Here is a 21,199-nt window from a genome sequence, read left to right on the forward strand (position 1 = left end):
TAGTACGAGAGGACCGGAGTGAACGAACCGCTGGTGTTCGGGTTGTCATGCCAATGGCATTGCCCGGTAGCTACGTTCGGAACTGATAAGCGCTGAAAGCATCTAAGCGCGAAGCAGGCCTCGAGATGAGTTCTCACTAGACTTTTAAAGTCTCTGAAGGGCCGTTGAAGACTACAACGTTGATAGGCAGGATGTGGAAGTGGTGTGAGCCATTAAGCTAACCTGTACTAATTACCCGTGAGGCTTAACCATACAACGCCAAACGCGTTTTATGACAGCGTAACAGACAGAAGTTAGTATACTAAAGTAGATTTACGATTATCAGAATTCCGAATTTTAGTTAATTGCAGATGCGATTAACGACCAGAATATGCTTGGTGACAATAGCGTTTTGGACCCACCTGACCCCATGCCGAACTCAGTAGTGAAACGAAACAGCGCCGATGATAGTGTGGCATTTGCCATGTGAAAGTAGGACATCGCCAGGCTCCTAATTAAAGAAACCCGTTGCAGCAATGCAGCGGGTTTTTTGTTGCCTGTAGAAAAATAAAATACCCAACCAAGACCCCTACGACCTATATCTTTGTAAGCATCGTGTGGCATTGACCATGTGAAAGTAGGACATCCTACTGCGTAGCGCACCATGGCTCCTAATTAGAGAAACCCGTTGCAGCAATGCAGCGGGTTTTTTGCGTTCAGGGCTAAATCGTCCAGTATCATACTGAGATTGCATACAGAGATAAAAGACGCATCAGCGCAAGATGAAGAGACGTAGGAGATGTATGGACTCCTCCCCTAAATAGGGTAAGTACGGTATAAAGAAATTGCAAAACCACTTTTACCAATAAGGAATCCATACATGTCAAAATTTAACTTAATTTGTATCGACTTGGCAAAAAATGTTTTTCAAGTCGGTCAATTTTTTCATCAAAAACTACAAAGTAATAAAGCGGTAAGCAGAAAAGAGCTACTGTCGATACTCACCACGTCTCCTCGTTGTAAAGTTGTTATGGAATCATGTGGCGGTGCTCATTATTGGGCACGCAAAGCGCGTAGTGTTGGTCATGAAGTCGTGATTCTAGACCCTCGATTTGTCAAAGCATTTAGGATTGGCCAGAAAACAGATGCAAACGATGTTATTGCAATAGCTGCGGCTTCTTTCTCACCCAATGTTCGCCCGTGTAAATCACTGACACAAGCACAGCAAAGCCTACAGTCGATAGAGCGAATGCGTGCGTTAGCTGAAAAGCAGAAACGGCAGTTGGCGAATCAAATCAGAGGCTTGTTACTTGAATTTGGAATTGTAATCAAGCAATCAGAATGCGCGTTTAGGCAGGCTATCCCTGAGATTTTAGAAGATAGCGATAATGGGTTAACCGCTGGTTTAAGGCAGTGTATAGCGCAGTGCTATGAATTATTTAAAGCCCAATCAACATTAAAAGAAACATTAAATGAGTTACTGACAGGCTTAGTAAAACAAGATGAGCAATGTGAACGCTTACTGGCTCTTGAGGGCGTAGGGCCTATCACTGCGGTTGGTTTATTAATTAGCTTAAGTGACACAACCCATTTTACGAGCGGACGTAATGCAGCAGCCAATATTGGCGTCACCCCACGTCAGCACTCAAGTGGTGGAAAAGTGCGAATAGGCCATATAGCCAAATACCGCGGAGAGATGATATTACGAAGTCACTTATTTCTGGGGGCCAGAGCGGTCATCAATCAGTTAAAGCATCGCGAGCCAAAAACGAAAAAAGAGCAATGGCTCAAAGCATTAGTTGAAAGACGCGGTGTGAAGTGCGCCGCCATTGCGTTAGCAAATAAAACAGTTCGGACGGCGTATGCCATGCTGAAAAAGGGCACGCGTTATGAACCAAGCCTACTAGCAAATTAACATTTAGTCTTCGATAACAGAAATAACTGTATTGACCAAGAACCTGCGTTAAGCGGTTAGACCCACCCTTGATAGCCTGTAAAGTGATTAGTGTGTTAAAACACCGAGTAGGAGAAGAGGCACAAGGGCGCGAATACATCATAGGGCCGAGGTAGCTCCTCATTATGAGCCCGCATATAAGTACGCAGTCTAACAAAATTAACGAAGGGTATTGTGCAATAGGAGGAGTCCATATAAGGCACTTTAGTGCCGGAATTGTCTGATATGCCCTTCATACATAACCACTGACATTGACGGCTAAAGCCGTTCCTACGCTCTATAATCACGGTTCTAACGTTGTTTAATCATGATGACAAGATTGGAGGGCTCTAAAATGGGCTGCTTCACTTTACGCTAACCTAATTAGCGCGTAGTAGGAGGTACTTGAGTGCCGAAGTATCTGATTATGCCCTTCATATATAACCACAGACATTCACGGCTACGCTTGTTAATCACGATCTATTGATCAATGTAGGTGAGGAGTGCCGCCTCTAAAATGGATTACTTCAGCTCACGCTATCCGTCTCTCATTAATAACTAACAGCATCACATTGAGCTAGACGAATTACAGCGCAAATAAAAACGCCAGCATGATGCCGGCGTTTAGTATTTAGGAAGGCTTATAAATTAAGCTTTTGGACCTGCAGATTTGATTGCTTCCGAAACATCGTATTTCGCGAAGTTTTCAGTGAAGTCAGATGCAAGTTTGTTTGCATATTCTGCGTATTTTTCTTTGTCTTCCCATGTGTTGATTGGGTTAAGAAGCTTGCTATCAACACCCGGTACAGCAACAGGGACGTCTAGGTTTAATACGTCGATGTGTTGCGTTTCAACATCTGACAACTTACCTGAAACAATAGCGTCAACTACTGCACGTGTTGTTGGGATGTCAAAGCGTTTACCTGTACCGTAAGGACCACCAGTCCAACCTGTGTTTACTAGGAATACTTTAGCGCCAAATTCACGTACACGCTTCATAAGAAGCTCTGCGTATACACCTGCAGGACGAGGGAAGAAAGGCGCACCAAAACACGTTGAGAATGTTGATTCGATATCGCTAGTTGAACCGATTTCAGTTGAACCTACTTTTGCAGTGTAACCACTTAGGAAGTGATATGCTGCTGCTTCTTCTGTTAACACTGATACAGGTGGTAATACACCACTCACGTCGCATGTTAAGAAAACAACGGCTTTTGGCTCACCGGCACGGTTTTCAACTTTACGTTTTTCTACGTGCTCTAGTGGGTAAGCTGCACGGCTATTTTGAGTTAAACTTGTGTCATGGAAATCCGGTACGCGGTTTTCATCAAGTACTACGTTTTCTAAGATAGTACCAAAACGGATTGCATTCCAAATAACAGGTTCGTTCTTTTGTGAAAGGTCGATACATTTAGCGTAGCAACCGCCTTCGATATTAAATACGCTACCAGGCGCCCAACCATGCTCGTCATCACCGATAAGGAAACGTGTCGGATCCGCAGATAGTGTTGTTTTACCAGTGCCAGATAAACCGAAGAACAATGCTGTGTCACCTGCTTCACCTACGTTAGCTGAACAGTGCATTGGTAATACACCTTTCGCAGGTAATAGGAAGTTCTGTACAGAGAACATTGATTTTTTCATTTCACCGGCATAACGCATACCAGCCAATAGCACTTTGCGTTGTGCAAAGTTAATGATTACTGTGCCATCGCTATTTGTGCCATCACGTTCAGGGTCACAAACAAATGAAGGAACATTCATTACCTGCCACTGAGGTAAATCAGATGCATTATAAGTTTCAGGTTCGATAAACATGTTTTTGGCAAAAATGTGATGCCATGCAGTTTCTGTTGTTACAACGACTGGTAAATAGTGCTCAGGATCAGCGCCAACTTCTAGGTGAGAGATGAAGTGGTCGTTGCTTTGTACATGAGCTTCTACACGAGCCCATAACGCATCAAACTTGTCTGCATCGAATGGGCGGTTTACGTTACCCCATTGGATTTCGTTTTCAGTGCTTGGCTCTTGAACAATAAAACGGTCTTTTGGTGAGCGGCCAGTACGACGACCAGTGTTAGCAACAAATGCACCATTAGCGGCTAAAGTCCCTTCGCCACGACGAATCGCGTGTTCGACTAGTTCAGCTGCAGTAAGATCGACAAAACGAGTAGCGTTTGCAGTCATGTTTATACCTAAATTGTGTGAGATTGAACGGGATAGCTCTGGGGTTCTTGTTTTCCCTTAAGCTGAAATAATAGTAACAGAAGGATTAGGGATATTCGAGTGTCTAAAGGGGCTAAAAACACATATATTTGGTAAAAAACATGAATAATTTCAATGATACCGGTGTCATAAAATGGGGCTTTTTCATGACACCGGTATCATAAAAATTAAGAAAAAAGCCGCAACAAATGCGGCTTTTAATATAATAATACTATTAAGCGGTCATTTAGTTAAAAATTGCTTTAATATCCTGCTCGTTAAAGACGTAATCTTTTAAGCAGTAATGACAGCTAATTTTAACTTCACCTTTTTCTTTTACATCATCTAATAATGCATCTTGACCAATATTGACTAATGCTGCAATTGTCTTGTCTCTGCTACAGCCACAACGGAAATTGATACTTTGTGGTTCGAACAATTGAGGGTTATCTTCATGATACAGACGAGTAAGAACAGTATTAGCATCAAGATTAAGTAACTCTTCATCTTTAATGGTATTACTGATTGCTTCAAGGTGAGTGAAGTCTTCTACTGACTTATCTTTATTTACCGGTAAAACTTGTAAGAATAAGCCGGCTGCTTTTGCTGAGCCTGCGGCGATTTCAGTCGCAAACCAAAGACGGGTTTTCAATTGTTCTGATTGCTCAAAGTAGCTTTCGAGGCATTTATCTAAGGTGTCGTGTTCAAGCGGAACAATACCTTGATAACGCTCACCTTTTGTTGGCGTTATCGTGATAACCATATAACCGTTACCAATCAAGTCTTTAATAGTACTACCTTGAACTTCACCTTGCAGGCGAGCAATACCACGCATATTTTGCTTATCATCACCATTAATAACAGCATATTTCACAGGGCCATCACCTTGTAGCTGTACGGCAATTTCACCTTCAAACTTTAAGGTGGCTGTTAATAAGCAAGTTGCAACAAGCAACTCACCTAAGAGTGCCTGAACAGGAGCTGGGTAATTATGGTTGGCGATCATCTCTTGATAGGTGTTTTCAATTTGTACGAGTTCACCACGCACATCGAGTTGATCAAATATATAACGATGAAGTAAATCTTGTTGCATGTGTTACATTACCTAACTTGATTTCATTTTTAACAGTTCACGTCTTTGCTTTTTATCAGGCTTTCTATCAGGATGTGGAGCAAAGAAGCTGTTATTCTTTCTTGCGATTGCATTTGCTTCGCGCTTTTCAATACTTGCTTGAGTTTCTTGGTATAAGGTCTGTGCAATGGGGGCACTTTGACGTTTATCAAGGACCTTCACTATTGTCACTACCTTTTCGTCGACTCCTTGCAGCAGTTTTATGACTGCGCCCACCTCGACGATTTTACTGGGCTTTGTTCGTTGACCATTATAATGCACTTTACCGCCTTGCACCATGTCTCGCGCAACAGAGCGGGTTTTATAGAAACGGGCAGCCCATAACCATTTATCAAGGCGGACGTTTAATTCGTCTTGACTGTTTTTTGACTGCTGAGTGTTACCTTTTGACACAATTGTGCTCTTTTAAAGCTGCTAGAGTATAGGCAAAATTTACCATGAAACTTAATCATAAAGAAACAGTCAAAGTTTTTCCTTGCTACCCCTGTTAGTCGAAACGACCTTGTTTACAAAGTTTAATATACGTGTGCTTGTTGAATGAAAAATGAAAAGGTACTATAGGCCTGCTATAAAGCAGTAAATTAAAATAAGAAATAGAATATATGGATCAACACTTACAACAAGTTAGACAGTTTTTAAACGGCTTACCTCATGCCAAGCTAAGTGCATTAGTTGTGCTGTTAGTTGTTGTTTATATTGCCTTTTTATCCTCGAAGTTGTTCTGGTTGTTGTGGCCTGAACCTGATACAAAAGCACTGCCCGCAAGTCGAACAACGATGACTGCGAAACGCATCGAAACAGTCAATTCACGACAAATTCTTGAACAACATTTATTCGGTAAAGTGGTTGTTGAAGCTAAAAAACCTGCCGCAAAGCAAACGCAAGTTATTAACAATGCCCCTGAAACTCGTTTAAGTATTAATCTAACGGGTATCGTGGCTGTTAGCCAAAACGATCAAGCTGGTTTGGCTATAATAGAGTCTCAAGGAAAACAAGAAACGTATGTTGTTGATGATGTAATTCAAGGCACTCGAGCGAAGCTCGCACAAGTCTTACCTGATCGTGTTATTTTGGATGTAAGTGGTCGCTTTGAAACATTAATGCTTGATGGACTCGATTTTACAAAAACAGTTTCTATGCCTGTTTTGGCTGAGCAACAAGAGCCAGAATTAGAAGAAGGTCCTCAGGATATCGATACGGACAATGAAATCAATGCGACTGAAGATCAAGAAGTCAAAGAAGCGATTATTGAAACGCGTGAAGAAGTATTAAACGACCCTGGTAAATTATTCGACTACATTCGTGTATCGCAAGCGATGGTCGACGGTGAACTGGTGGGTTATCGCTTAAGCCCAGGTAAAGACCCGGCATTATTTAAGCAGATGGGATTAATGAATAATGATTTAGCTATTGCGATTAATGGCTATCAATTAAATGATTTAAAACAGGCAATGTCAGCAATAAACGAATTACGTAATAGTACTGACGCAAGTATCACTATCGAGCGTGATGGTGAGCAAATTGATGTGCAATTTAGCCTGCAATAATTAGCTTTGGAGTTTTTATAGAATGGTTCACGCGCTACACCTCACAAAAATCAAAAAAGGGTTAGCTAAGTATGCAGCGCTTTTTTTATTAACAGGATTATCGCTCTCAGTTTCGGCTGTTGAGTATGCTGCAAACTTTAAAGGCACCGATATTAATGAGTTCATTAATATTGTGGGTAAAAATCTCAATAAAACAGTGATCATCGATCCGAACGTGCGCGGCAAAGTTAATGTGCGCAGTTATGAGTTAATGGATGAGAAGCTGTACTATCAATTTTTCTTAAATGTATTAGAAGTATACGGTTATTCAGCTGTTGAGATGGATAACGGCATTCTTAAAATTGAGAAAAGCTCTGACGCTAAAAAATCGAATGTCCCTTTAGTGACGGAAGATAACCAAGCCAGTGGCGATATGATGGTCACGCGTGTTGTGCGTGTTAAGAATGTTAGCGTACAAGAGTTAGGTCCGTTAGTTCGTCAGTTTAGCGATCAAAAAGACGGGGGGCATGTTGCTAACTTCAACGCCGCTAACGTAATGATGCTTACCGGCCACGCTGCCTCTGTAAATCGTTTAGTTGAAATCATCCGTTCAGTTGACCAAGCCGGTGATAAGCGAGTTGATATTGTTCAACTTAAGTTTGCTACAGCGGATGATGTTGTCTCTGTTGTTGACAATATTTATAAAGATAGTGGTAAAGGCAGCATCCCTGAATTTTTGATTCCGAAAGTGGTTGCCGATGGTCGTACTAACAGTGTGATTGTCAGTGGTGAGGCGCAGGCCCGTACGCGTGCTGTTGAGTTAATCAGCCGCTTAGACGGTGAACTTGAGAATCAAGGTAATACCAAGGTCATTTACTTAAATTATGCAAAAGCAGAAGATTTAGTAAAAGTATTGCAAGGTGTGAGTAAAACACTCGCTGAAGATGGCCAAGGTGGCGCAACGAAAGCTCGTTCACGCAGTCAGAACGAAACAAGTATAGAAGCGCACCCTGATTCAAACTCGTTGGTTATTACAGCCCAGCCAGATACGATGCGCTCACTTGAGCAAGTTATTGAGCGCTTAGATATTCGTCGCGCACAGGTGCTAGTTGAGGCAATTATTGTTGAGGTTCTTGAGGCCGATGGCATTAACTTTGGTTTGCAATGGATTTCAGAGCAAGGCGGAATGATGCAGTTTAACAACGGCACAACAGTGCCTGTTGGCTCATTGGCTGTTGCGGCAGAGCAAGCACGTGATAAAACGATTCAAGGGACGGTTGTTGGTACAGAAACCGGTAATGTTACAAATACCTCAGAGACACAGGAAGGTGACTTAGGGCCACTTGGTGCGTTACTCGGTGGTATTAACGGTCTTGCAATGGGTATTGTGAAAAATGACTGGGGTGCGATTATCCAAGCCGTTTCAACAGATACCAATTCAAATATTCTTGCAACGCCCTCTGTCACCACCATGGATAACGAAGAAGCGTCGATGATCGTTGGTCAAGAAGTGCCAATTATCACTGGGTCACAAACGGGTTCAAATAACTCTAACCCATTCCAAACGGTTGAGCGTCAAGAAGTGGGTGTGAAACTCAAAGTAACACCACAAATTAATGATGGCTCGGCGGTTCAGTTAACGATTGAGCAAGAAGTCTCTGGCGTAAGTGGTGCAACTTCAGTCGATATCTCAGTGAATAAACGTGCGATTAAAACCACCGTTATGGCCGATGATGGTGGCATGGTCGTGTTAGGCGGTTTAATTGATGAAGACGTACAAGAAAGTGTCTCGAAAGTTCCATTGTTAGGTGACATTCCTATTTTAGGGCACTTATTCCGTTCAACCAGTACCAGTAAGCGCAAGCGTAACTTAATTGTATTTATTCGTCCGACGATTGTTCGTGATGGTATGAGCATGAATAAGTTAAGTCATTCAAAATATAACTTCATCCGTGGTGAGCAGCATAAACAAAAAGAAGATGGGATTGATTTAATGCCATTAACTGATATGCCAATCTTACCAGAATGGAATGATGCGTTGGTATTACCGCCAACGTATGAAGAATACCTGAAACAACAAAACGCAGATGATCGTAAAGATGACTGATGCAATTACAGAGATTAATGACGAGTTAGCGCAGAGTGCGTCTATTGACCATGATGAGCTCTTAACAAGTGATGATCTTGTTAGCTTGCCTGCAAAGCGCTTACCGTTTTCATATGCGCGTCGTGCTGGTGTCTTGCTAAGTAAAAATGGTGATAATTGGACTGTTTTTTATCGCGGCGAATTAGACGTAACGGCTTTACTTGAAGTACGTCGTATTGCGGGACGTGGTTTTTCACTCGAGCAGTTGCCAGACGACAAATTTGAGCTGTTACTTGAGGCTTCTTATCAACGCGATAGTTCTGAAACACAGCAAATGATGGAAGATATTGGCAACGAAGTTGACTTATTTTCTTTAGCTGATGAACTACCGCAAACAGAAGACTTACTCGCAGGGGATGATGACGCACCTATTATTAAACTCATTAATGCCATGCTCAGTGAGGCAATTAAAGAGGGTGCTTCAGATATTCACATTGAAACCTTTGAGCAAGAGTTAGTAATTCGCTTTAGGGTAGACGGTGTCTTAAAAGAAGTTTTAAAACCAAATCGTAAACTTGCATCCTTACTCGTGTCACGTATTAAGGTTATGGCAAAGCTCGATATTGCAGAAAAGCGTATTCCACAAGATGGGCGTATAAGTTTACGTATTGCTGGACGTGCTGTTGATGTGCGTGTATCAACGATGCCATCAAGTTTTGGTGAGCGTGTTGTACTGCGTTTACTTGATAAAAATAATGCGCGCTTAAATCTTGAAGATTTGGGGATGACCGAGCGAAATCGCGAATTGTTCGCTGATCTCATCAGTAAGCCTCACGGTATTATTTTGGTAACTGGTCCCACAGGTTCTGGTAAAAGTACCACTTTGTATGCGGGGATGAGTCAAATAAACTCACGTGACCGTAATATTTTGACGGTTGAAGACCCGATTGAGTACGAAATACCGGGGATTGGTCAAACACAAGTAAACACCAAAGTAGATATGACCTTTGCGCGGGGACTGCGTGCAATTTTACGTCAAGACCCTGATGTCGTCATGGTGGGGGAGATCCGAGACCTTGAAACCGCACAAATCGGTGTGCAAGCGTCGTTAACGGGTCACTTAGTAATGTCGACTTTACATACCAATACTGCTGCGGGTGCGATTACCCGTATGGAAGATATGGGAGTAGAACCTTTCCTGTTGTCTTCTTCTTTGCTGGGTGTGTTATCACAACGTCTAGTGCGTACTTTATGCAATAGCTGTAAAGAAGGGCATGTGGCCGACGAGCGGGAGTGCCAGTTACTAGGCGTTAACCCTGCTGAGCCACCAACGATTTACCGTGCTGTAGGCTGTGAAGAGTGTAACTTTAATGGTTATCGTGGCCGTACGGGGATTCATGAATTACTGGTTGTTGATGAGGCTATTCGTGAAATGATCCACAGCGGTAAAGGCGAACAAAGTGTTGAAAAGTACATTCGTACTCGTAGCCCAAGTATTCGTCAAGATGGCTGTAGCCGTGTGTTGGCAGGCCGTACAACCTTAGAAGAAGTCTTGCGTGTAACGCGTGAGGAAGGTTAATTATGGCTGCATTTGAGTACCGCGCCCTGGATGGTAAAGGTAAAGAGAAAAAAGGCATTCTTGAAGCCGATACGGTAAAGCAAATACGTCAAACATTACGTGACCAAGGCCTGATGCCTTTAGAGGTTGTCGCTGCAGCAGAGGGTGAAAAGCAAGTTAAAGGGGCTAAAAAGTCATTATTTAGCGGTTTTTTCAAACCAAAAATATCGACCTCAGATTTAGCGCTGATTACTCGTCAACTTGCCACCTTAATTCAGTCAGCATTACCTGTCGAAGGGGCGGTAATGGCCGTCGCTGAGCAATGTGAAAAACCGCGTTTAAAACGTATGCTCATGTCTGTACGCTCAAAAGTTGTTGAAGGCTACACACTCGCAGATGGTATGAGTGAGTTTCCGCATGTATTTGATGATTTATATCGTGCCATGGTGGCTGCCGGTGAAAAATCGGGCCACTTAGATCAAGTGTTAAATCGTTTAGCTGATTACACGGAACAACGTCAGCATATGCGTAGTCAAATAACACAAGCGATGGTATATCCAATCATTCTTGTTGTGTTTGCTATCGCAATTGTTTCAGTGTTATTGGGCACCGTGGTTCCCAAAATATTAAAAACATTCGAAAAGTCAAAACAAGTACTTCCTTGGACGACAGAGTGGGTTATGGCAGCCAGTAACTTTGTACAAAATTATTGGTTTATTAGTTTAATAATTATCACTGCACTCTCAGTGGGAATTAAGCATGCACTCAAACAGCCAAAAATTCGTTACTGGTTTGATGAAAAAGTACTTTACTTGCCTGGTATAGGTAAAGTCGCGAGAGGGGTGAATACCGCTCGATTCGCACGCACGTTAAGTATTTTATCTTCAAGCTCCGTTCCCTTACTCGAAGGTATGCGTATCTCTGGTGGGGTATTGGTTAATGAGAAAATGAAAAAATCGGTGCAAGATGCAGCCACCCGAGTCAGTGAAGGGGCGAGCCTTCGTGCTGCTTTACAACAAACGAAACTTTTTCCACCTATGATGCTGCACATGATCGCAAGTGGCGAAAAGTCAGGTGAACTTGAGCAAATGCTTGAGCGAGCAGCAAATAACCAAGATCGTGAGTTTGAAAGCATGGTCAACGTGTCTTTAAAACTTTTAGAGCCAGCGATGATTGCATCAATGGCGGTCATTGTCTTGTTTATTGTTATGGCAATACTGCAGCCAATTATGGCAATGAATAAGGCGGTAGGACTTTAAATTAGGGAACGGTAGAGCAACAGCCAGTAGCTGTCGCTTTATAATAAATTATTGAAGAAAATTAGAGGTATTTTTGTGAACAAACAGTCAGGTTTCTCATTATTAGAAGTCATGGTGGTACTGGTTATCATCGGTATGATTATGTCAATTGTGGCACCAAACATTATGGGCCAACAAGAAGAGGCAGCGATCGACAAAGCACACCTAGATATTCAACAAATTGAAGATGCGTTAAGCCTTTATAAGCTGAAGAATAAAGCCTATCCAACCACAGAACAGGGTCTAGAAGCGCTTGTTACTAAAACGAGCATCGAGCCGGTTCCAAAACGTTTTCCAGATGGTGGTTTTATTGAAAAGTTACCTGAAGATCCATGGGGCAATCCGTACCAACTAATTAGCCCAGGAGAAATTGGTAAAATTGATATTTTTTCAATGGGTCCAGATGGCGAAGCTGGCACCGATGATGACATCGGTAACTGGGATGAAGAAAAGCAATAATGCGTAAACTCAGCCAGATGTTTACCTTTTATACACATCAAGGCTTACTATTATGGTAAGCCTTAATCGTTTACGTTTGGCTGGGCGTGCTAAGCACGCAAAAGGTTTTAGCCTCATCGAAATATTAATGGTGCTTGTGGTGATAGGGTTTGTCACTAAAATGGTGGCCTACAGTTTTGATGGTGGTGCAGAAGAAAAATTAGAAAAACAAGCGCTCAGATTACACACCACGATTAATATGGCATCTGAATTTGCCATCTTAAATCAGGTCGAGTTAGGCTTTCATTTAGATCAAAATGTATTTGAATTTTTAGTGTTTGATGGTGAAAAGTGGGTCACCTTCGATCGTGAAAAATTGTTTGCGCCTATTAAAGTAGACGAAGATTTTAAATTAACCTTGAATCTCGAAGATTTGGCATGGGCACAAGATAACTTACTTGAGCAATCGAACTGGCGTGAATTGATGAGCGGCGGTGACGAAGATAGTTTATTAGAACTTAAAAAGTTAAAGATTCCACAGGTACTGATCCTTTCTTCAGGAGAAGTCAGTGCTTTTCAGTTAGTGTATGAGCTGAAAGAGGAGCGTGAACCGCAGTATTTTATCGAAGGCGAGTTCATGGCTCCTGTTAAACTTCGTATGGAGCCAGAATAATGACTAAGTCAGCGGGTTTCACTTTACTTGAAGTCATGGTCGCTTTGGCTATTTGTGCCATGGCGGGTATTGCTGCAATGCAGGCAACGGGTGAACACATCAATCACTTGTCGACGATTGAAGAGCAAACATATGCATCATGGGTTGCTGAAAATGTCATAGTTGAGCAGCGAACAAAAGGTGATAAGTGGGCGGGCAAAAATGGCACTAAAGGCAGTGAAACACTGGCCGGTTATGAGTGGTATTGGCGTCAAGATGTCGTTGCTACGGCAGATAAAAGCTTCGTGAAAGTCACTATTAATGTGTTTGCTGACGAAAAACTAGAATACCCCATTTATGAACTTGTTACTTATTTAAACAAAGGTGACAAGTAGTGAAGCAACGCGGGTTTACCTTACTTGAAGTTATCGTCGCAATGGGCATTTTGGCGTTTGTGGTGTTATCAACTCATCAAATCTTAGAATCAACCACCAAGGCTAAAGAAGCCTCAGATGAGACAATCGCAGAGCTTAATGGCTTTCAAACGGTATTTCGTCTTATGGACCAAGACTTTAGCCAAATGACGAAACGTCAAGTACGCAATGAGGCGGGAGACTTTCAAGAAGGTTACATTCTTGCCGGGCGTTATGTATTTGACAGTCAATATGATGGCATTGGTTTTGTGCGTGATGGGTGGATTAATCCAATAAACTTGCTGCCGCGCTCTGAGTTACAAGCTGTTGGTTATCGTGTTATCGATGATAACCTAGAGCGCATATACCGAGTATATGTTGATCAGCTCGATAATATGGAACCGCGTTCGCAAGTTATTCTAGAAGATATTGAAGATCTGAAGTTTGAATTTCTTGATGATAAAGACGAATGGCAAGAACAGTGGCAAGCCGCTGCATTACCGAAGGCTGTTGCCGTGACCATTCAAAAAATAGAACAAGAGCCTATTCGCCGAGTCTTTTTAGTGCCCGGTGAAGGTGTAGTGAGTACTCAGCCATGATGATTAAACGTTCTCAAGGTGCCGCACTTGTTATTGTTTTATTTATTGTCGCATTAGCCGCTATGCTAGCGGTCGAAATGAGTGCAAACCTGATGGTGCAAGTGCAGCGTAGTACTAATATACAAAGTCATCAGCAAGCTAAGTGGTATGCTTTTGCTGCTGAAGAATTAGCGATTAAAGCGATTAAACAAACTAAAAAAGATGACCCTGATAAAATTCATCTAGGGCAAGTCTGGGCGCAGCAAGGTGGGGTTCCTTACCCTGTTGATAATGGCACGTTAAGTGGCACGATTACGGATTTGCAAGCGTGCTTGAACTTAAATGCTTTACGCACAAAACCTGTGCAACAAACCGGCTCGGCTAATAAAACGAACCCAGCGCACAAAGCATTGTTAGCTTTACTTGAGAATATTGAAGACTTACCCGCAGATGAGTCTGAAGAGGCAATGGCTGACAGCGTCTATGACTGGCTCGATGAAGACAGTATTACTTATCGCTCAGGTGCAGAAGAAGATGAGTACTTATCACGTAAGTATCCCTACATGACTGCAAACAGCTTTTTTGCTTCAACATCAGAGTTGCGTTTAGTTAAAGGCTTCAATCCATTAGTGATGGAAAAAGTATTGCCCTTTGTGTGTGTGATACCAGACAGTGAACTTTTAGCGATTAATGTAAATACCTTGCCTAATGAAAGTGCCATTATTCTAAGCTCGCTTATTGATGGCCTCAGTTTATCAGGCGCAGAAAGTGTATTATCGTCTCGCCCTGAAGAGGGATTTGATGATATGAACGCATTTTTTGAACAAGTTAATCAACAAGGCGCACAAAACGTCGAAGCTGTTAAAGACTTGTTCACCATCAACAGTGATTATTTTAAACTACAAACGCAAGCTGAATTTGCAGAGTTGCGTTTTTCGATGACCACCTTACTCCATGCCAATAATGGTAAAGTAACGATACTGGCGCGAAAATTTGGAGGCGTACAGTGACAGAAATATTGTTGATCCGTGCGGGTCAAACATTACAAGATAGCCTTAGTTGGCTAATTTACTCACCGACAGAACAAGAAATAATTGCGAGCGGCGAAATCGCCAGTGCAGCACAATTAGGTGAGTTAACTGAAAAAGCACAAACCCGTGAAGTGGTTGCTCTTTTACCGAGTGATCAAATTCAGCTAAAAACAGTTGAATTGCCGACTAAATGGAGTCGTAAGTTAGAGCAGGCATTGCCCTATATGCTTGAAGAAGATATCGCGTGTGATGTCGACGACCTATTTATTGCGATTGCTGAGCCTACACTCATAGATGAAAAGCATGCGGTTAATATCGCCATGACCGATCGTGAGTGGTTTGAGCAGTGGCTTGCTACATTCAATGAGCATGATATTGAAGTATTTAAAGTGTTACCTGACGCATTATTACTTCCTCGAGTCGACAATGAGAATACCCTGCGTACCGTTGAACTCAATGGCCAATGGTTATGTAAATTAGGTCACTGGCATATTGCAGCTGTTGAAACAGACTGGCTAGATGGTTATTTGACCGCAATGGGCCACCCAGATGTTGCACATTTTAGTCCAGCCACCGGGTTCCCTGAATCAGTTAATCTTGAGGCAAAAACGGAGCTGTATGATTTACCGCTCGCTTTATTTGCGAAACAACTCCCTGAAATTAGTTTTAATCTACGCCAAGGTGTATATCAATTAAAGAAAAAGTCAGCCATTTGGTGGGGATACTGGCAAAAAGCCGCTATTGCCGCAGGGGTTGCATTGGTATGCAGTGTGGGGGTTAAGTCCCTTGAGTTATATAAACTAAATACTCAACTTGAGAAAACGAAGGCACAAGTTGTGACTAACTATCAGCGCGCTTTTCCTAATAAGAAAGTACGCCCACAGTTGATTCGTAGTCAAATTCGTAATGAACTCGCATTGCTCGATAGCGGAAGTACCGCTGGTTTCTTAGATTTGACTAATGACTTAGTGACTATTTTTAGTGAAGTAAAAGACTTCACGCCAGAAACTTTGCGTTATGACCAAGGCCGCAACGAGTTACGTATTCGTGCACGTGGTAAAGATTTCCAATCGTTTGGAAAAGTAAAAGCAATTTTAGAACAGCGAGGCTTAACGGTTGATCAAGGCTCACTAAATAATGATGGTGATTTTGTCGTCGGTGAAATTAAGTTGCGAGGTGCGGCATGAAAAACCAATTAATTAGTTACTGGCGTTCATTAAAAGAGCAAGAACAACAACTTGTTGTCGTCGCTGGGGTGATTTTTGTTATTTTTATCCTTGTGATGGGAATCTTTAGGCCGTTAAATGCGGCGATTGAAAAAGCAGAACAAGACACGATAAAACAACAAGAATTGCTGGCATGGGTTGATGAGAGCATTGTTAAGTTAAAGGCCAGTGGCAGTGCACGAGTAGCGAATGACCGCAGCTTAAGTCAAATTGTGAATAGCACGCGAAATCGTTATCAGATCACCATCAGTAAAATGCAACCGAATGATAATTCACTGCGTTTAACTATCGATTCTGTCGAGTTTAACAAGTTGGTTGAGTGGCTTGATGAATTAGTTAATTCACAAGGTGTACTGATTGAAAACTTAGACATTAGTAAAGACGATAAGTCTGGTTTTGTTCGTGTCAGTCGTTTGGTACTAGAGAAGTAGACGATGAAAAGAATTATTTTATTAGTCACAGTATTTGTGATGTGTTTTTTGGTGTTTACGCTTATAAAAACACCCGCTGCAATTGCACTAGATTTAGCTGCACCGCATTTACCAAAACAATTGCAACTAGGCAAAGCCAGTGGTTCGCTTTGGGATGGTCGCATAATGCAGGTACGTTTTGATGGTGAGCAACTTAATAATGTACGGTGGAAGTTATCTGGCTGGTCATTGTTGACGGGCAAACTCGTTGGTACGGTGCGCTTTGGTGATCCGCGTGATAAAACAGATATTTCGGGCCATGCTGATTTTTCGTATGGGTTGTTCAATCAAGCTGTTGTGGTAAAAAATACCACACTACGTTTGAGCGTTGAGCGTGCGATGGCGCGCTTAAAACTGCCATTGCCAATTAGTGCACAAGGGCGTGTGATTGTTGATCTCGATGAGTTCAGCTCTGGTCAGCCGTATTGTGAAACGTTAATGGGTGAGATTGCCAGTCCCAATATCGATGTTCAAGGACTTAATGGCTGGTTTAGTGTTGGCCCACTGAGCGGCCGTCTTAGTTGTAAATCAGGCGATATAGCTGTCTTGGTTGACCCTGAAAATCGCTTAGGTCTTGAGGCCGATGCTGTACTAAAAGCCAATTTAGATTTTAAAGTGGCAGGGTATATAAAACCAGAAGCCAGTCTACCAAAAGAAGTGCATGACGCTGCGAAGTTTTTAGGGCGTCCAGATAGCGAAGGACGCTATCCACTTAATTTATAAACACGACTTTAATTGAAGGCATTATGCAAATTCCTGAGTTTTCAAAAGAGCAAAGCGCCTTATTAGCACGCTTTCTTGCTGAGCAAAAAGACGCGCTATCGTTAGCACAAACACACGGTTATTTATTTGCCGTTATTTGTGCGCCCGAGCCATTGGATGTTCATCAGTGGTTTGAGCAAGTTGTCCCTGGTTGTGATGGGCAAATGGATGAGCAGGTATTGTTTGCATTTATGGCGCTATATCAGCAAATCAGTGAACACGTATTTGAAACCGGATACAGCTTACCCGTAAGTTTGCAATTTAATTCTGCTCAGCAGCCGTACCTTGATATGCAAGAGTGTCAGCATTGGAGCCAAGGCTTTATGCTTGGGGCGCAGGGCTATATTGCTAAATTGTTAGCTGCGCCACAACTAGCAAGTGAATTAAAAGAAGCACTTGAGACAGCACAGCAAAGTTTGTGTTTCTTTATACTCGACTCAGCTGATATAGCATCGATTGCCAATCAGCATGGTTTAACCGAAGGGCTGTTATGTCAACAGCAGTATGAAGTGATGAATGAGTTTGCAGCAGGCTTTGCTGAGTTAATCGAAGCCGTTGCAGTAAATAGCCAGCTTTATAATGATGAAGGCTGGGGCTAAGCAAGCTCTAACACAATATCTGTGCAGCCTTTTGCACAACGAACAATGCCTTTGCCAGGCTGTTCAGTCTGTAGGTTTAAGGTAAGGACTCCTTTGCATGTTTCACAATGCATAGTCTGTCCTTTTGCCAACTTTTTTAGCATATTGCGCTGTTTAGCAAATGAATCGCTGGTTTTTTTATTAAGCGCAGAAAAATCCATTATTTATTTAACCTTTCTTCAAGTGCATCCGAAACAATATTACAAACACGTTCTAGGCGTTCACCATAGAAATATAAGTTAATATCTTTTTCACGACAATAATGTAAATGAAAGATTTGCAGTTTATCGTCATTCAAAAAAGCCTCTTCGACGTACTCACGCTCTGAATTCGATAAATTAAGCTGTGACTTAATCGTGTTCTTCGCCATATTCGCGGCGGGGCTGCGGTTAACTTGGCTAAAATCTGAAAGTACGTTCACCCCATCACCTAACAACCGTTCTCTGGGTTCTTTGATCAAAGGGTGATCAATCGTGAACAATGCTAAAATAATAAGTACTAAAATGATAAATTTTTTCATAGCACACAGAACTTTGATCTAAATAAAGAAGGAATTGGGACAAGTTTAATAAAATGGCTGATTTAAAAGCAAGAATATACGATGAAATAATTAAAAAGTTCATATTTTAGATCATTCCCTGAAATTTTTGAGAGATTGAGTATAATACTTTCGATAGGTTGGAAATTTCAGAAAACTCTGAACGAAATGAGATGCATTCTAATTTGTCGTATTGGCTTTATAACCTATTTAACTGCAAACATCAGTTTGAGTTTATTTCCTAGTGGCGTTGAGGAATTTTGATGGATAAACAAATTAAGGTTAAAAACATCCCAACGGAAGTAAAAATCCAAAAACCGGAAAACGCTTCCCATGATGATAGATTTAATCCTCGCAATCGAATTTATGTAAGAGCAGTAACAGGCTTGCATCAGCTGTTAAGGCGACGAATTGGTTTCGTTGGCATGCTTGCATTTATGCTTTTACCTTGGATTAACTTCCACGGACAGCAAGCTGTGCTGTTCGATTTAGTAGGCCAAAAGTTTAATATCTTCGGCCTCACTCTGTGGCCACAAGATTTAACCATTCTTGCGTTTATTCTTATGCTTGCAGCTTTTGCGCTGTTCCTCGTCACCACATTTTATGGCCGAGTCTGGTGTGGTTACACATGTCCGCAAACTGTATGGACATTTATTTTTATTTGGTTCGAAGAAAAGTTTGAAGGCACTGCAAACCAGCGTAAGAAGTTAGATCAACGCCCCATGGACTTTGATAAGTTTTGGCGTAAAACGGCAAAACACAGCAGCTGGTGGCTGTTTTCACTGTATACAGCGTTTACCTTTGTTGGCTACTTTACACCTATACGCCAGCTACTTCCGGATGTTTTTACTTTGGATGCCACAGCCTATTCTTATGGGTGTATCGCATTATTTGCTGTGTGTACATACGGCAATGCAGGGTGGATGCGTGAAATTATGTGTTTGCATATCTGTCCTTATTCGCGTTTTCAGTCGGCCATGTTTGATAAAGACACTTTTACAGTAAGTTATGATGAATCTCGTGGCGAAAGTCGTGGTCCTCGTTCACGTAAACAAGATCCGAAAGAGTTAGGACTCGGTGACTGTATCGATTGTAACTTATGCGTACAAGTGTGCCCGACAGGGATAGATATTCGCAACGGTTTGCAATATGAATGTATCAACTGTGGTGCCTGTATTGATGCTTGCGATGGTGTAATGGATAAAATGAATTACCCACGTGGGCTCATTTCATATACCACAGAGCGAAACTTAGAAACCCCTGAAAATAAAACGCATGCTTTGCGACCTAAATTGATTGGTTATCTTGTTATCCTTGTTGTGTTAACCGGGGCTCTCGTGGCAAATATTGCCATGCGTAAACCAATGGAGCTTGATATTATCCGCGACCGTAATCAGCTATACCGGGTTGACTTTAATGGCTTAGTTGAAAACACCTACACACTTAAAGTGATTAACAAAGCGCAATACGAGCAAACGTTTAATATTACAGTGGAAGGCTTAAATAACTTTGAATATATAGGCAAACAAACATTCACAGTGCCCTCAGGTGAATCTTATAACGTGCCCTTGTCATTAGTGGTTGATCCGTACGATTTGAAAAAGCCGATGACAAAATTCGAGTTTATACTTTCGGTGGAGGGGCAGCCTGAAATTCAGATTTCGCAGCCTAGTAACTTCTTTAAGGCGCAATAATTCAGTACACTGAGCAAATACAATAAAAAGCGGGGTTTTCCCGCTTTTTTTATATAATGGGACACTATGAGTAAATTTAGCTTTGTTGACCTCACACCCGATTCAATTTTAGACGCAGTTGAAAGTATTGGGATCTATGCTGAGTCAGGATTACTTGCTTTAAACAGCTATGAAAATCGCGTTTATCAGTTTAAAGCAGAAGACGGTTACCGATACGTTGTAAAATTCTATCGTCCTGAGCGTTGGAGCAAAGAACAAATATTAGAAGAGCATGCGTTTGCTTTTGAACTTGCTGATGCAGAAGTTCCCGTCGTTGCGCCCGTAGTAAAGGACGGGAAAAGCCTCTTTGAGCATGATGGCTATTTATTTGCCTTATTTCCCAGTGTGGGCGGGCGTATTTTCGAAGTTGATAACTTAGATCAACTCGATGTATTAGGCCGTTTAATTGGTCGTATGCATCAAGTTGCAAAAGCATCTTCATTTAATCATCGCCCAGTGATCAGTTGTGAAGAATACCTTCAGACAGCTAAAGTTCAGTTACAAGCAAGTAACTTGATGCCAACGTCATTAGAAAATGCTTTTTATACGATTTTGGATTTGGTTATTAAAGAAACCACAGCCCAATATAAAAATGTAGAGACAATTCGATTACATGGTGACTGCCATGCGGGCAATATTTTGTGGGCGGGTGATGCACTGATGTTTGTTGACCTCGATGACAGCAGACAAGGTCCTGCAATTCAAGACTTATGGATGATGCTCAGTGGCGATCGTAACAATCAACTGTTACAGTTAGACACCTTGGTAGCAGCGTATGAAGAGTTTTGTGATTTTGACCACAGCCAGCTGAAATTAATTGAGCCATTACGCGCGATGCGCATGGTGCATTACATGGGGTGGTTAGCAAAACGTTGGGATGATCCTGCATTCCCACGGAACTTTTCATGGTTCGCAGAAGACAAATACTGGGAGCAGCAAATACTCGCGTTAAAAGAACAGCTTGCAGCGCTACAAGAACCACCGTTAAAATTATTACCATAAA

General features: G+C 41.9%; 21 protein-coding genes and 2 rRNA genes (1 of these 23 cut by a window edge). 18 read left to right on the forward strand and 5 right to left on the reverse strand.

Features of this window, described 5'->3' with window-relative positions; translation table 11 throughout:
- The 3 genes from D0907_RS01680 to D0907_RS01690 form a co-directional block, all read left to right on the forward strand.
- Positions 1 to 252 (forward strand): 23S ribosomal RNA (locus D0907_RS01680) (it extends 2,632 nt beyond the left edge of the window).
- 121 nt (positions 253 to 373) lie between these two features.
- Positions 374 to 488 (forward strand): 5S ribosomal RNA (rrf, locus tag D0907_RS01685).
- 371 nt (positions 489 to 859) lie between these two features.
- Positions 860 to 1,894, forward strand: coding sequence for an IS110 family RNA-guided transposase (locus D0907_RS01690; RefSeq protein ID WP_118843859.1), 1,035 nt, complete (start codon positions 860 to 862; stop codon positions 1,892 to 1,894).
- A gap of 666 nt (positions 1,895 to 2,560) precedes the next feature.
- Here the strand turns inward: D0907_RS01690 and D0907_RS01695 are convergent.
- The 3 genes from D0907_RS01695 to hslR form a co-directional block, all read right to left on the reverse strand.
- Positions 2,561 to 4,099: a phosphoenolpyruvate carboxykinase gene (locus D0907_RS01695; protein WP_036974522.1), complete on the reverse strand. Its 1,539-nt coding sequence runs from the start codon at positions 4,097 to 4,099 to the stop codon at positions 2,561 to 2,563.
- Positions 4,100 to 4,364: 265 nt separating this feature from the next.
- Positions 4,365 to 5,210 carry an Hsp33 family molecular chaperone HslO gene (gene hslO / locus D0907_RS01700; RefSeq protein WP_065978857.1) on the reverse strand — a complete coding sequence of 282 codons (846 nt, stop codon included), beginning with the start codon at positions 5,208 to 5,210 and terminating at the stop codon, positions 4,365 to 4,367.
- Between the two features lie 12 nt (positions 5,211 to 5,222).
- Positions 5,223 to 5,645: a ribosome-associated heat shock protein Hsp15 gene (gene hslR / locus D0907_RS01705; RefSeq protein ID WP_371915632.1), complete on the reverse strand. Its 423-nt coding sequence runs from the start codon at positions 5,643 to 5,645 to the stop codon at positions 5,223 to 5,225.
- A 206-nt stretch (positions 5,646 to 5,851) separates the two neighbouring features.
- Between hslR and gspC the strand changes: the two genes are divergently transcribed.
- The 13 genes from gspC to D0907_RS01770 all read left to right on the forward strand — a co-directional run bounded on the left by gspC (position 5,852) and on the right by D0907_RS01770 (position 17,886).
- A complete protein-coding gene (gene gspC, locus D0907_RS01710) occupies positions 5,852 to 6,796 on the forward strand; it encodes a type II secretion system protein GspC (RefSeq protein ID WP_118843940.1) in 945 nt (314 codons plus the stop codon).
- A 22-nt stretch (positions 6,797 to 6,818) separates the two neighbouring features.
- The gene (gene gspD, locus D0907_RS01715; protein WP_036974515.1) at positions 6,819 to 8,882 is read left to right on the forward strand and encodes a type II secretion system secretin GspD; all 2,064 of its coding nucleotides are present in this window, start codon (positions 6,819 to 6,821) and stop codon (positions 8,880 to 8,882) included.
- Complete coding sequence (gene gspE / locus D0907_RS01720) at positions 8,875 to 10,440, forward strand: type II secretion system ATPase GspE (protein ID WP_036974514.1); 1,566 nt, start codon at positions 8,875 to 8,877, stop codon at positions 10,438 to 10,440. The genes gspD and gspE overlap by 8 nt, the downstream gene beginning before the upstream one ends.
- 2 nt (positions 10,441 to 10,442) lie before the next feature.
- Positions 10,443 to 11,678 (forward strand): type II secretion system inner membrane protein GspF, encoded by a 1,236-nt coding sequence (gene gspF, locus D0907_RS01725; protein ID WP_118843941.1) that lies wholly within the window; start codon positions 10,443 to 10,445, stop codon positions 11,676 to 11,678.
- A 75-nt stretch (positions 11,679 to 11,753) separates the two neighbouring features.
- Positions 11,754 to 12,176, forward strand: a complete 423-nt coding sequence (gene gspG / locus D0907_RS01730; protein WP_036974512.1) for a type II secretion system major pseudopilin GspG — start codon at positions 11,754 to 11,756, stop codon at positions 12,174 to 12,176.
- A gap of 52 nt (positions 12,177 to 12,228) precedes the next feature.
- Positions 12,229 to 12,828: a prepilin-type N-terminal cleavage/methylation domain-containing protein gene (locus tag D0907_RS01735; protein ID WP_081759816.1), complete on the forward strand. Its 600-nt coding sequence runs from the start codon at positions 12,229 to 12,231 to the stop codon at positions 12,826 to 12,828.
- Positions 12,828 to 13,202, forward strand: a complete 375-nt coding sequence (gene gspI / locus D0907_RS01740) for a type II secretion system minor pseudopilin GspI (RefSeq protein WP_036974508.1) — start codon at positions 12,828 to 12,830, stop codon at positions 13,200 to 13,202. Before D0907_RS01735 ends, gspI begins: the two co-directional genes overlap by 1 nt.
- Positions 13,202 to 13,819: a type II secretion system minor pseudopilin GspJ gene (gene gspJ / locus D0907_RS01745; RefSeq protein WP_074989849.1), complete on the forward strand. Its 618-nt coding sequence runs from the start codon at positions 13,202 to 13,204 to the stop codon at positions 13,817 to 13,819. The genes gspI and gspJ overlap by 1 nt, the downstream gene beginning before the upstream one ends.
- Positions 13,816 to 14,808, forward strand: coding sequence for a type II secretion system minor pseudopilin GspK (gene gspK / locus D0907_RS01750; protein ID WP_074989848.1), 993 nt, complete (start codon positions 13,816 to 13,818; stop codon positions 14,806 to 14,808). Before gspJ ends, gspK begins: the two co-directional genes overlap by 4 nt.
- Positions 14,805 to 16,016, forward strand: a complete 1,212-nt coding sequence (gspL, locus tag D0907_RS01755; RefSeq protein ID WP_036974501.1) for a type II secretion system protein GspL — start codon at positions 14,805 to 14,807, stop codon at positions 16,014 to 16,016. Before gspK ends, gspL begins: the two co-directional genes overlap by 4 nt.
- The gene (gspM, locus tag D0907_RS01760; protein ID WP_036974499.1) at positions 16,013 to 16,486 is read left to right on the forward strand and encodes a type II secretion system protein GspM; all 474 of its coding nucleotides are present in this window, start codon (positions 16,013 to 16,015) and stop codon (positions 16,484 to 16,486) included. The genes gspL and gspM overlap by 4 nt, the downstream gene beginning before the upstream one ends.
- A 3-nt stretch (positions 16,487 to 16,489) precedes the next feature.
- Positions 16,490 to 17,248, forward strand: a complete 759-nt coding sequence (locus D0907_RS01765; protein ID WP_075593177.1) for a type II secretion system protein N — start codon at positions 16,490 to 16,492, stop codon at positions 17,246 to 17,248.
- Positions 17,249 to 17,271: 23 nt separating this feature from the next.
- Complete coding sequence (locus tag D0907_RS01770; RefSeq protein ID WP_075593176.1) at positions 17,272 to 17,886, forward strand: UPF0149 family protein; 615 nt, start codon at positions 17,272 to 17,274, stop codon at positions 17,884 to 17,886.
- Here D0907_RS01770 and D0907_RS01775 read toward each other — a convergent pair.
- Positions 17,883 to 18,086 carry a hypothetical protein gene (locus tag D0907_RS01775; protein WP_075593175.1) on the reverse strand — a complete coding sequence of 68 codons (204 nt, stop codon included), beginning with the start codon at positions 18,084 to 18,086 and terminating at the stop codon, positions 17,883 to 17,885. The genes D0907_RS01770 and D0907_RS01775 overlap by 4 nt on opposite strands.
- Positions 18,086 to 18,445: a hypothetical protein gene (locus tag D0907_RS01780; RefSeq protein ID WP_036974493.1), complete on the reverse strand. Its 360-nt coding sequence runs from the start codon at positions 18,443 to 18,445 to the stop codon at positions 18,086 to 18,088. Before D0907_RS01780 ends, D0907_RS01775 begins: the two co-directional genes overlap by 1 nt.
- A gap of 281 nt (positions 18,446 to 18,726) precedes the next feature.
- On the opposite strand from D0907_RS01780, the gene ccoG reads away from it, so the two are divergent.
- Positions 18,727 to 20,157 (forward strand): cytochrome c oxidase accessory protein CcoG, encoded by a 1,431-nt coding sequence (gene ccoG / locus D0907_RS01785; RefSeq protein WP_075593174.1) that lies wholly within the window; start codon positions 18,727 to 18,729, stop codon positions 20,155 to 20,157.
- Between the two features lie 66 nt (positions 20,158 to 20,223).
- Positions 20,224 to 21,198 (forward strand): serine/threonine protein kinase, encoded by a 975-nt coding sequence (locus tag D0907_RS01790; protein WP_036974489.1) that lies wholly within the window; start codon positions 20,224 to 20,226, stop codon positions 21,196 to 21,198.
- Position 21,199: the final 1 nt, after the last annotated feature.

The sequence above is a fragment of the Pseudoalteromonas lipolytica genome (assembly GCF_003515105.1).
Classification (GTDB): Bacteria; Pseudomonadota; Gammaproteobacteria; order Enterobacterales; family Alteromonadaceae; genus Pseudoalteromonas; species Pseudoalteromonas lipolytica.

Coding starts and splice junctions, on each gene's coding strand:
- gspI (WP_036974508.1), top strand. CDS start 12,828: ATGACTAAGTCAGCGGGTTTCACTTTACTTGAAGTCATGGTCGCTTTG.
- gspD (WP_036974515.1), top strand. CDS start 6,819: ATGGTTCACGCGCTACACCTCACAAAAATCAAAAAAGGGTTAGCTAAG.
- gspF (WP_118843941.1), top strand. CDS start 10,443: ATGGCTGCATTTGAGTACCGCGCCCTGGATGGTAAAGGTAAAGAGAAA.
- D0907_RS01770 (WP_075593176.1), top strand. CDS start 17,272: ATGCAAATTCCTGAGTTTTCAAAAGAGCAAAGCGCCTTATTAGCACGC.
- gspE (WP_036974514.1), top strand. CDS start 8,875: ATGACTGATGCAATTACAGAGATTAATGACGAGTTAGCGCAGAGTGCG.
- gspK (WP_074989848.1), top strand. CDS start 13,816: ATGATGATTAAACGTTCTCAAGGTGCCGCACTTGTTATTGTTTTATTT.
- D0907_RS01780 (WP_036974493.1), bottom strand. CDS start 18,445: ATGAAAAAATTTATCATTTTAGTACTTATTATTTTAGCATTGTTCACG.
- D0907_RS01735 (WP_081759816.1), top strand. CDS start 12,229: ATGGTAAGCCTTAATCGTTTACGTTTGGCTGGGCGTGCTAAGCACGCA.
- D0907_RS01690 (WP_118843859.1), top strand. CDS start 860: ATGTCAAAATTTAACTTAATTTGTATCGACTTGGCAAAAAATGTTTTT.
- D0907_RS01775 (WP_075593175.1), bottom strand. CDS start 18,086: ATGGATTTTTCTGCGCTTAATAAAAAAACCAGCGATTCATTTGCTAAA.
- D0907_RS01695 (WP_036974522.1), bottom strand. CDS start 4,099: ATGACTGCAAACGCTACTCGTTTTGTCGATCTTACTGCAGCTGAACTA.
- gspM (WP_036974499.1), top strand. CDS start 16,013: ATGAAAAACCAATTAATTAGTTACTGGCGTTCATTAAAAGAGCAAGAA.
- hslO (WP_065978857.1), bottom strand. CDS start 5,210: ATGCAACAAGATTTACTTCATCGTTATATATTTGATCAACTCGATGTG.
- D0907_RS01790 (WP_036974489.1), top strand. CDS start 20,224: ATGAGTAAATTTAGCTTTGTTGACCTCACACCCGATTCAATTTTAGAC.
- ccoG (WP_075593174.1), top strand. CDS start 18,727: ATGGATAAACAAATTAAGGTTAAAAACATCCCAACGGAAGTAAAAATC.
- D0907_RS01765 (WP_075593177.1), top strand. CDS start 16,490: ATGAAAAGAATTATTTTATTAGTCACAGTATTTGTGATGTGTTTTTTG.
- gspC (WP_118843940.1), top strand. CDS start 5,852: ATGGATCAACACTTACAACAAGTTAGACAGTTTTTAAACGGCTTACCT.